11 protein-coding genes and 1 pseudogene are annotated in these 9,503 nt (G+C 73.3%); 5 read left to right on the forward strand and 7 right to left on the reverse strand.

Going from position 1 to position 9,503, the window contains the following annotated elements; genetic code table 11:
- Positions 1-286 precede the first annotated feature (286 nt).
- Entirely contained in the window at positions 287-1,354 is a 1,068-nt protein-coding gene (locus tag RM844_RS29775; protein ID WP_311670531.1) for a LacI family DNA-binding transcriptional regulator, read from the forward strand.
- A gap of 60 nt (positions 1,355-1,414) precedes the next feature.
- Here RM844_RS29775 and RM844_RS29780 read toward each other — a convergent pair whose 3' ends face one another.
- A complete protein-coding gene (locus RM844_RS29780) occupies positions 1,415-2,020 on the reverse strand; it encodes a hypothetical protein (protein WP_311670532.1) in 606 nt (201 codons plus the stop codon).
- A gap of 82 nt (positions 2,021-2,102) precedes the next feature.
- Between RM844_RS29780 and RM844_RS29785 the strand changes: the two genes are divergently transcribed.
- Positions 2,103-2,441, forward strand: coding sequence for a PadR family transcriptional regulator (locus RM844_RS29785; RefSeq protein WP_311670533.1), 339 nt, complete (start codon positions 2,103-2,105; stop codon positions 2,439-2,441).
- On the forward strand, positions 2,438-3,148 hold the full coding sequence (locus tag RM844_RS29790; protein ID WP_311670534.1) for a permease prefix domain 1-containing protein: 711 nt from the start codon (positions 2,438-2,440) through the stop codon (positions 3,146-3,148). Before RM844_RS29785 ends, RM844_RS29790 begins: the two co-directional genes overlap by 4 nt.
- Before the next feature lie 148 nt (positions 3,149-3,296).
- Here the strand turns inward: RM844_RS29790 and RM844_RS29795 are convergent, their stop codons facing one another.
- A complete protein-coding gene (locus tag RM844_RS29795; RefSeq protein ID WP_311670535.1) occupies positions 3,297-3,515 on the reverse strand; it encodes a DUF397 domain-containing protein in 219 nt (72 codons plus the stop codon).
- A complete protein-coding gene (locus RM844_RS29800) occupies positions 3,512-4,198 on the reverse strand; it encodes a DUF5753 domain-containing protein (RefSeq protein ID WP_311670546.1) in 687 nt (228 codons plus the stop codon). Before RM844_RS29800 ends, RM844_RS29795 begins: the two co-directional genes overlap by 4 nt.
- Positions 4,199-4,648: 450 nt before the next feature.
- Between RM844_RS29800 and RM844_RS29805 the strand changes: the two genes are divergently transcribed.
- Positions 4,649-4,828: a hypothetical protein gene (locus tag RM844_RS29805; protein ID WP_311670536.1), complete on the forward strand. Its 180-nt coding sequence runs from the start codon at positions 4,649-4,651 to the stop codon at positions 4,826-4,828.
- Between the two features lie 129 nt (positions 4,829-4,957).
- Here RM844_RS29805 and RM844_RS29810 read toward each other — a convergent pair whose 3' ends face one another.
- Together RM844_RS29810 and RM844_RS29815 are read right to left on the reverse strand one after the other, a co-directional pair.
- Positions 4,958-5,080, reverse strand: coding sequence for a DUF6126 family protein (locus RM844_RS29810; protein WP_311670537.1), 123 nt, complete (start codon positions 5,078-5,080; stop codon positions 4,958-4,960).
- On the reverse strand, positions 5,061-5,753 hold the full coding sequence (locus tag RM844_RS29815) for a helix-turn-helix domain-containing protein (protein WP_311670538.1): 693 nt from the start codon (positions 5,751-5,753) through the stop codon (positions 5,061-5,063). The genes RM844_RS29810 and RM844_RS29815 overlap by 20 nt, the downstream gene beginning before the upstream one ends.
- A 219-nt stretch (positions 5,754-5,972) precedes the next feature.
- Between RM844_RS29815 and RM844_RS29820 the strand changes: the two genes are divergently transcribed.
- Positions 5,973-6,680 carry a class I SAM-dependent methyltransferase gene (locus tag RM844_RS29820; protein ID WP_311670539.1) on the forward strand — a complete coding sequence of 236 codons (708 nt, stop codon included), beginning with the start codon at positions 5,973-5,975 and terminating at the stop codon, positions 6,678-6,680.
- Positions 6,681-6,826: 146 nt separating this feature from the next.
- On the opposite strand, the gene RM844_RS29825 is transcribed toward RM844_RS29820, so the two are convergent.
- Both RM844_RS29825 and RM844_RS29830 read right to left on the reverse strand, forming a co-directional pair.
- Entirely contained in the window at positions 6,827-9,409 is a 2,583-nt protein-coding gene (locus RM844_RS29825) for an ABC transporter permease (protein ID WP_311670540.1), read from the reverse strand.
- Positions 9,406-9,503: pseudogene (locus RM844_RS29830) on the reverse strand (ABC transporter ATP-binding protein); the annotation flags it as partial. The gene RM844_RS29825 and the pseudogene RM844_RS29830, both read right to left, overlap by 4 nt.

Raw genomic sequence — 9,503 nt, forward strand, 5'->3', positions numbered from 1 at the left:
GGACCCTTGAACGGGGTGCCCACCTGCGTTACCATGCCGCCTGTCGCAGGCGGCGACCGGCCGCCCGCCCGCCGCCGCTTACAACGTTTTCCTGGCCGGCGCCGCGCGACGGGCGGACTCCCGGCCGGCGTTCCCGCGGCCCGGGCGCACGCCCCGCGGGCGGGCGCGCCGGCGCCGCCCGGCTCCGCACCACGGTGGTGCGCAACTACGGCTTCTGGGGGCAGGTTTGGCGGCACAGCGGAACTCCGGCGGCCGGCGGCGGTCGGGGAAGCCGACCATCGCGGACGTGGCGGCCCTGGCCGGTGTCTCGGTCTCCGCCGTCTCCAAGGTGGTGAACGACCGCCCCGGCATCTCGCCCCCCACCCGGCAGCGGGTGCTGGACGCGGCGGAGAAGCTCCGCTGGTCGCCCTCGGCGACGGCGGTGGCGCTGCGCGGCGCGCGCACCCGGGCGATCGGGATGGTCGCCGGCCGGTCGGCCGACGTGCTCGCCGCCGACCCGCACTTCTCGGTGCTGATCTCCGGCATCGAGGCGGAGCTGGCGCCGGCCGACTACGGCCTGCTGCTGCACATCGTCGGCGAGGAGCCGGACGCCGAGGAGCGCGCCTACCGACGGCTGGCCGAGGAACGGCGGGTCGACGGGGTGATCCTCACCGAGAGCCGGATCGGCGACACCCGGTTCGAGCTGCTGCGCCAACTGGGCCTGCCCGCCGTCCTGGTGGGGACGCCCTGGCAGCCGGACCCGATCGTCTCGGTGCGGGCCGGCGGCGACGACCTCGACCAGGGCGCCGGGCTGCGGGCCGCCGTGGACCACCTGGTGGAGCTGGGGCACCGCCGGATCGCCTACGTCTCGGGCCCGGAGGACCGGGTGCACACGGTCGCCCGCCGGCGCCTCTTCGAGGCGGCGCTGGACGCCAGGGGGCTGCGGCCGACCCGGATCGTGATCTCCGAGTTCACCGCCGACGCGGCGGTGCGGGCGCTGCGCCGCCTGCTGGCCGAACCGGAACGGCGGCCCACCGCCGTGCTGTTCGCCAACGACACGATGGCGGTGGCCGGCATGAGCGCGGCCCGCCGGCTCGGCTTCGAGGTGCCCCGCGACCTGTCGGTGATCGGCTACGACGACCTGCCGGTCGGCTCGCTGGTCTACCCGCGGCTGACCACCGTGAGCCAGGACCTGGTCCAACTCGGCCGGGCGGCGGCGACCGCCATGTTCCGGCTGCTCGGCGAGGCGGCCGGCACGGCCGGTGAGCCGGGGGCCGACGGCTCGGGGGCCGACGGGCCCGGGGCCGACGGGCCGCCGGCGGTCCGGCCGCCGACCCTGGTCGTGCGGGAGTCCACCGGGCCGGCCGCCGGCTGAGCCCGGCCGCCACCTGAGCCGGGGCGCGCCCGACGCCGGGGGCGCGCGCCGGGGCGCCGGTCAGGCGCTGGTGGTGGAGCCGGGGCGCACGATCATCAGCACCACGACCGTCGCCCACAGCAGGTTGAACACCCCGGTGAGCATGGCCAGTCGCACCGTGACCGCCCGGGTCGCGGCGGCGTCCCGCCGGACCCCGACGGCCGGCGCCTCGGCCGCGCCACCAGCCACGCCTTGAGCCGCGCCTTGAGCCGTAGCCGCCGGCACGGGGTCGGCGTCGGGACCCGCGTCGCCCTGGTCCTGGTGCGGATCGGGGTGGAGCAGGTCCTCCTGGGCCGGCAGGATCACCACCACGAGGAGGGCCGCCGCGACGATGGTCAGCGCCATCGAGACCAGCAGCCAGGCGTCGGTCAGCACCCCCAGGCTGGCCCCGGTGGCCAGCCCGAAGAGCGGGACGGCGATCCCCACGGCGGCGTAGCCGCGGCAGATCCGGTGCAACAGCGCGGCGACCGTGGCGGCCCGGCCGGCGGCGGCCGCCGCACCGTCCGCCGGCCCCTCCGCCAGGAAGGCCTGTCGCGCGTAGCGGGGGAAGAGCGAGGCGGCGACCGTGATCGGGCCGACCGCGATGATCGCCGCCAGGACGTGCAGGGACAACAGGAACTTGGCCACCGGGAAACTCCCACCTGTGTAGCTACATATTGGCTGCCAATATGTAGCACGCCTAGCGTTACCTTAGGTAGGCTGCCTAGCTATGAAGTCAGACGCGGTACGCGGGCACTTGGACGGGCTGCTGCTCGCCGTGCTGGAGCAGGGCCCGCTGCACGGATACGCGATCATCACCGCCGTCCAGCGGCGCAGCGGCGGCGCGCTGGACCTGCGCACCGGCACCATCTATCCGGCGCTGAACCGGCTGGAGCGCCAGGGGCTGCTCCGCAGCGACTGGGAGTCGGTCGGCGAACGGCGGCGCCGCGCCTACGAGTTGACCGACGCGGGCCGTGCCGGCCTGGCCGAGGCGCGGGCCTCGTGGCGGGCGTTCACCGCGGCGATCGGCTCGGTCCTCGACCCGACCGCGCCCGGCGGCGCCGGATGACCGCCCCCGACGCCGCGCCGCCGCCGCCCGCGGGGGACGCGGCCGACCCGGGGCTGGCCTGGGTGGCGGGGTACCGGGCCCGGCTGGCGGCCCGGCTGCACGGGCCGCCACGCGCCAAGGCCCGACTGGTCGAGGAGATCGCGGACGGCCTCGCCGACACCCTCGCCGCGCGGCTCGCGGCCGGCCTCCCGGCCGACCTGGCCGCCCACCAGGCGGAACGGGAGTTCGGCACCCCGGAGGAGCTGGCGCCCAGCTGCCAGCGGGAGTTGACCATCGCCCAGGCCCGGCACACCGCCTGGGCCGTCGCGCTCACCGCGCCCCTGCTGCTGGCCTGCTGGTACCTGCTGGGGAACGGCGGCCTCGGCCGGCCGGCGCCGCTCGCCGAGCCGGTCCGGCTGGCCGCCTTCGGCCTGGCCGGGCTGGCGGGCGCCGCGGCGCTCGGCGCCGTGCTGGCGCTCGGCTCCACCGGCTCCCTCAGCCGGTGGCTGCCGGTGCCGGCCCCGCTGCCCCGACTGGTCGCCTGGCTGGGCACCACGGCGAGCGCGGCCATGGCCGGTTCGGCGGTCACGCTGCTGGTCGCCGCCACGCTGGCCACGGACTGGCCGCTGGTGGCGCTCGCCGGCGCGGCCTCCGCCGGCTGCCACGCGACGGTGGCGGCCTCCGCCCGCGCCTGCCGCCGCTGCGCGCGGCTGCCACGCCTGGCCTGACCGGCCGGGCGGCCGCCAGCTCGAACCGGCCCAGAACGGCGCGAACCCGCCCACCGACGACCCTCGCCCCCAGCCCTGGCGGAGGCCAAGGGCCGCACGGAGAAGCCCGCTACCAGGAGTCCGGTAGCGGGCTTGCGTGCGCTGACAGTCAGGCGGAGAAGTCCTCCCGCCGAACGGCGGAGACGAAGGAGGCCCAACCGGTCAGGGGGAAGCTGAGCGCGGGCCCCTCCGACCGCTTGCTGTCCCGGACCGGGACAACACCAGCGGTCGTGAAGGTCCGCGAGAACTCCACGCACTCGCCCCCGGTGCCCTGGCTGTACGACGACTTGACCCACTCGGCAGCGATGAAACGGCCGTGAGTGCTCATGCTTGCAGCTCCTTAGACAGCGATGTGATCAAGGCTAGCGATGCGTCCAGGGGCAAGGCGTTGGCCCGCAGGCGATCATAGTTATCCAGCCCCCAGGCAACGGTCCGCGCCGAGTCATAGAGCCTGCCCCCGCGCGGATCGTCGGAGTACAACACACTGGCCCTATTCTCGAACATGAGCACGGTGTACGGCATCAGATAGGGCGCCGCCGCCCCCGCCGAGAACGGCAGAACCTGTACGTCGATCCTGGGCGAGGAGGCTGCATCCGCCAAGCGGGCAAGCTGTTCCGCCATCACCTCAGCGCCTCCGACAGAGGTCCGCAGACACGCTTCGTGGAGGACGACCCAGAGATCGGGTGGTGCCGGGCGCTCGAAGACCGTCTGCCGACTCAGTCGGGCGGCGGTCTTACCCTCGATGAACGTCGCCCCGTCCCGGTGGAGCGCGGCCGAGTAGACGGCGCGGGCGTAGTTCTCCGTCTGGAGAAGACCGGTCACCAGGGTGGCCGAGTAGTTCAGTATCCGGGACGCCTTTCTCTCCAGTTCGAGGTACGGCAGGAACCACGAGGGATGGTCCCCTTCGTCGATGTTCCGCAACTCGTGCGCGAACAGCCCGTTGGTCCCGAACGCAATATCGCACCCGTGAGCGAACTTCTGACTGGGGAGGAGCTTGCCGCCCTCCACCATGCTCACGTAGCCGACCGAGTATCCCGTTGCCGTGGCCAAATGCCGTTGCGTCAGGTTGCGCCCCAGACGGACGCGTTTGACCTTCTCACCATACCGACGCAGCGGGTTGGTCGGTGGGTCGTTCTCAGGTGGATTGAAGGCGTCCGACGCCGAAGGCCCCCGCCTCACTCTGACCTCCCCCTTCGCGACTTCGCACCGCGTCTCCGCAGGCAGCGAGGTTAAGCGCACCAACTGAACATCTCTCAGTGTAGGGGCGGTTGAGGTACACATGTGACCAGCCGAACACGCTCCGCGGGCGGTCGGGATCGGGAACGCCTGATCCGTCCAGGCATCCCGGCAACCATCCGCCCGTCCGCCACGCAGACGTTCTCGGGGGTGCGTCAGAACCCGAGGACGGCTCAGGGATGAAGCGGTCCAGAGTTTCTTTACCTGTTCAAGGAGGAACGCCTGATGCTGATTTACCTGCACGACGAAGAGATGGACTACGCCTACGACGAGAACGACCCCGAAGGACTGGTAGCCCAGTTCCAGAAGGTCGCCGAGCCGCACGGGATCAGGGTTGTCGCCACCGGCGGACTGAGTACGAGCTTCCTGGAGATCCTTGTCCGGATCGGCTCGAAGACTGAGTGAACCGGCCACGGACGCCGCCTCTGAACCGGACGCCGAGTCCCGGTTCGGGGGCGGCTCCCTGGTGGCACGCCCAACGCTCCCGGGCGGGCCGCCGGCCCTCCGGGCAGCCCCGCCGCCGCCCCGCCCGGGTCACTTCCCGACGGTGAACAGGAAGATCAGGAACGCGGCGAAGAGGTGACCCACCAGGCCGTAGAGCAGCACCCGGATCCACAGGCCCCGCGGGATGGTGTCCTTACTCGTCTTCGGCGCCATGCCGACTCCTCGGGTGCGTGTCGCCGCCGCCGTTGGCGACGGCTTCGGTGGTGGCGACGGCGGCGGGGGCCGCGCGGCGCGCCGGGTCGCCGAGGCAGAGCGTCGCGTCCGCGCTGCGCAGCAGCGTGTGCACGAACAGCAGCTCGACGCCGCCCGGCGAGAGGGCGCTGATCCGGTGCGGGGTCAGCGAGTCGAAGTGCGCGCTGTCGCCCTCGGCCAGCCGGTGCTCGGCCTCGCCGAGGGCGAGCAGCAGCCGGCCGGAGAGGACGTGCAGCCACTCCTCACCCGGGTGCACCCGCACCAGCTCGCGCTGGCCCGGGCCAGGGGGCACGTGCACGCGCAGCGCCTGCATGGCCCGGCCGGGCCCGCCGGCGGACCGGTAGCGCCAGCCGCCCGCCTCCTGGGCCGGCGTCTGGTCGGCGCGGACGACCACGTCGGTCGGGCCGGCCGCCTCGCCGAGCAGTCCGGAGACCGTCGTACCGTAGACGCGGGCCAGGCTGAGCAGGGCGGGCAGCGAGGGCTGCCGGTGCGCGGTCTCCAGCCGGGAGAGGTGCGCCGGGGAGAGCTCGGCCCGCCGGGCCGCGGCCTCCAGGGTCAGCCCGGCGTGCCGCCGCAGCTCCCGGAGTCGCGCCCCGACCCCGGGGGGCTCGGCTGGCCTGGCGGTGGGCGTCATGCCTCGATTGAGCCACGCCGTTGCCCGTTGGGCAAATTTCTTGCCTGTGGGGCAAAAACCCGGTGCTCGGCCCCGGAGCCGACGCGGGGCCGCGCCCGACCCCGGCGGACTCGGGCCGTGGGGGCCCCCGGCCGCCGGCGCGGTCCCTTCCCGTCCTCCCCGGCGCACCCCGCCCGGGCGTACGTTGAGGTCCTCGCCCGACGAAAGGGAGCCTCGACGGTGGCGGAGCAGCAGTACGACGACCTCGGCGCGGACTACGCGCGGCACACCGGGACGAACGTGGTCAACGTCCACTACGACCGGCCCGCCATCCTCGCGCTGGCGGGTGAGGTGTCGGGCAGGCGCGTGCTGGACGTCGGCTGTGCCGCCGGGCACCTCGCGGCGCGGCTCGTCGAACGCGGTGCCTCGGTGACCGGCATCGACGTCAGCGCCGAGATGGTGCGGCTGGCCGACGAACGCTGCGGGGGCGAGCGGGCGCGGTTCCACCGGGCGGATCTGGCCCGACCGCTCGACTTCCTCGCCGACGACTCGTTCGACCTGGTGACCGCCTCCCTGGTGCTGCACTACCTGGAGGACTGGGGCCCGGCCCTCCGCGAGCTGCGGCGGGTGCTGCGGCCGGGTGGCGCGCTGGTCATGTCCATCCACCACCCGGGGGAGGACTGGCACTGGTTCGGACGGCCGGACTACTTCAGGACGGAGCAGGTCACCGACGAGTGGGTGATAGCCGGCCAGCCCCGGCGGGTGCGCTTCTACCGGCGCCCGCTGGGCCAGGCGTTCGCCGCGCTGCGGCAGGCGGGCTTCGAGGTCGACCAACTGGTGGAGCCGGCACCGGCCACCGCCTGCGCGGAGCTGGACCCCGAGTGGTTCGAGCTGCTGTCCACCCAGCCGCGTTTCCTCTACTTCCGGGCGGTCAACCCCGCGGCCTGAGCCGGTCAACCCCGCGGCCTGAGCACCGCCCGGCGGCGCCCGCCCACCTGCCCACGCGGACGGCGCCGGAGGCGACGACGCGGGGCCGCGACCCTGGTCGGGTCGCGGCCCCGCGGCGCGGTGCTGGTGGGCGCTCGGCCCGCCGGTCAGTCCGTGGCGATGGCGTTCAGCACGTTCATCCGGCCGGCGCGGAAGGCCGGCAGCAGCGCGGCCAGCAGGCCGACCACGGCGGCGCCGATGAAGACCCCGATGATGGTGCCCCACGGAATCTCCAGGACCGGCATGCCCTCCAGCGCCAGCAGCTGCTGGCCGGCGGCGCCCCAGGCCATGCCGAGGCCGAGGCCGAGCAGGGCGCCGAAGAGGGCGATGACGACGGACTCCAGCCGGATCATCCGGCGCAGCTGGAGCCGGGAGAGGCCGATGGCCCGCATCAGGCCGATCTCCCGGGTGCGCTCGACCACCGACAGCGCCAGCGTGTTGACCACGCCGAGCACCGCCACGATGATCGCCAGCGCCAGCAGGCCGTAGACCATGTTCAGCAGCTGACCGACCTGGCCCTCGACGAGCTCCTTGAACTCGGCCTGGTCCCGGACGTCGATCTGCGGGTAGACCTCGATCACCGAGTCCAGCGCGGCACGCGCGGCCTCCTCCTGCCCCTCGACGGCCCCCAGGTAGAGGGACATCGGCAGCGGGACCTCGGTCGCGTTGTCCACCAGCTCCTGCTGGTTGAAGAGCCAGGAGCTGCTGAAGACGGCGCCGCCGGTCGCGACGATGGCGCGGACCGTGAGGCTGGTCTCGCCGCCGCCGTCGAAGGCGATCGTCACCTGGTCGCCGAGCCCCAGGCCGTACTCCTCGGCCTCCGCCTCGCCGATGGAGACGGCGCCGGGCGCGTAGGCCTCGGCGAGGTCGCCGTCGACCAGGTCCATGGTGACGTCCGAGGCGAAGGACTCCGCGACGGCGCCGGCGCCCATCTCGAAGGTCTCGCCGGACTCCAGCGTCACCTCGGTCTCGATCATCCGGTACTCGGTGACGTGCTCCAGCTCCTCGATGTCCGCGATCGCGTTGCTGACCTCGGGCATCACCGGGGAGAAGTTGGAGGTGTTGACGACGTAGTCGGCGCCCAGCGAGTTGTCGATCCCCTCGCTGGCCGAGGCGACCATCGAGGAGCCGACCACCGAGAGGCTGGCCACCAGGGACAGGCCGATCATCAGCGCGGTCGCGGTGGCGCCGGTGCGGCGCGGGTTCCGCAGCGCGTTGCGCTCGGCGAGCCGGCCGATGGGGCCGAAGCCGCGCAGCAGGATCACGCTGAGCCCGCGGACCACCAGGCCCACCAGGGCGGGGCCGACGGTGATCAGGCCGATCAGGCTGAGCAGGATGCCGACCGCGAGGAACTGCGCGCCGACGACCGCGTCGTCCGTGGTGGCGGTCATCGCGAGCAGGCCCAGGCCGAGCACCGTCATGACGCCGCCCAGCGTGGCGCGGATCCGGCCGGCGCGGACGTCGCCCGGCATGCCGGCGTCCCGCAGCGCGGCCATCGGGCTGATCCGGCCGGCCCGGCGGGCCGGGATGTAGGCGGCGACCAGGGTGACCAGCACGCCGAGCACCAGGCCGATGACCGGCACCGACGGCTCGATCAGCAGGTCGTCGGTGCTCATGTTGATGCCCAGCGCGCTCATCAGCGCCATCAGGCCGACGGCCAGCCCGATGCCCACGCCGAAGCCGAGCAGCGAGGCGATCACGCCCAGCAGCAGGGCCTCGATCAGCACCGAGCGGTTGATCTGCCGGCGGCTGGAGCCGATGGCCCGCAGCAGGCCGATCTCGCGGGTGCGCTGGGCGACCAGCATGGAGAAGGTGTTGACGATCAGGAAGATCCCGACCAGCAGCGCCAGGCCGGCGAAGCCGAGCAGCACGTACTCCAGGATCGCCAGCGCCTCGCCGGTCGCGTCGCTGTTCTCCTGGATGTACTCGTCGGCGGTCTGCAGCTTGTAGGTGTCGGCGCCGACGAGCGCGGCGACGCTCTCCTTCAGCGCCTCGTCGGTGACGCTGCCGTCCGAGTCGACGTAGATGTTGGTCAGGTCCGCGTCGCCGCCGAGCAGGAACTCCTGGGCGGTCGGGGTGTCCAGGTAGACCAGCGCGGCGCCCGGGTTGGTGGTCTCGAACTCGGCGATGCCGCTGATCGTCAGCTCGAAGTCACCGAAGGCGGTGAGCAGTCGCAGCGGGTCGCCGACCGCCAGGTCCGACTTGTCGGCGGTGTCCGCGTCGACCATCACCTGGTCGGCGCCCTCCGGCGCCGCGCCCTCGGTGATGGTCATGGTGCGCTCGTCGATCGCGCTCCAGTTGGCCGCGAGGGTGGGCGCGCCCGTGGTGGGGCTGACGCTCTCGTTGTGCTGGTCGATCGCCGTGGTCGAGGTGGAGAGGATCGAGCCGATGGACTGCTCGACGCCCGGCAGTTCGGCCAGCTCCTGCTGGAGCGAGCCGGGGATGGTCTCCGGCTTGCCGGTGCCGCTCATCCCGCCGGTGAAGTCGTCGGTGAGGTCGGACTCGGCCGGGCTGACCACCACGCTGGACGCGTTGATCTCGAAGAGCTTGTCGAACGTGTTGTTCATGGTGGCCGTGAAGACCAGCGTCCCGCAGACGAAGGCCACCGACAGCACGACCGCCATGCCCGACAGCAGCATGCGCCACTTGTGGGCGAAGAAGCTGCGGAGGGAGGTTTTGAGGACGGTCACGAGGTGCGCCCCTGTCCGTCGAAGCCGCGCATGCGGTCCAGGACGCGGTCGGCGGTGGGGTCGCGCATCTCGTCGACGATCTGGCCGTCGGCGA

Source organism: Streptomyces chisholmiae (assembly GCF_031845445.1).
GTDB lineage: Bacteria > Actinomycetota > Actinomycetes > Streptomycetales > Streptomycetaceae > Streptomyces > Streptomyces chisholmiae.

Bases quoted from the DNA above. Each gene is read 5' to 3' on its own strand.
- RM844_RS29800 (WP_311670546.1), bottom strand. From the start codon at position 4,198: ATGGTGGAGGGCGGCAAGCTCCTCCCCAGTCAGAAGTTCGCTCACGGG.
- RM844_RS29805 (WP_311670536.1), top strand. From the start codon at position 4,649: ATGCTGATTTACCTGCACGACGAAGAGATGGACTACGCCTACGACGAG.
- RM844_RS29810 (WP_311670537.1), bottom strand. From the start codon at position 5,080: ATGGCGCCGAAGACGAGTAAGGACACCATCCCGCGGGGCCTGTGGATC.
- RM844_RS29815 (WP_311670538.1), bottom strand. From the start codon at position 5,753: ATGACGCCCACCGCCAGGCCAGCCGAGCCCCCCGGGGTCGGGGCGCGA.
- RM844_RS29785 (WP_311670533.1), top strand. From the start codon at position 2,103: ATGAAGTCAGACGCGGTACGCGGGCACTTGGACGGGCTGCTGCTCGCC.
- RM844_RS29790 (WP_311670534.1), top strand. From the start codon at position 2,438: ATGACCGCCCCCGACGCCGCGCCGCCGCCGCCCGCGGGGGACGCGGCC.
- RM844_RS29795 (WP_311670535.1), bottom strand. From the start codon at position 3,515: ATGAGCACTCACGGCCGTTTCATCGCTGCCGAGTGGGTCAAGTCGTCG.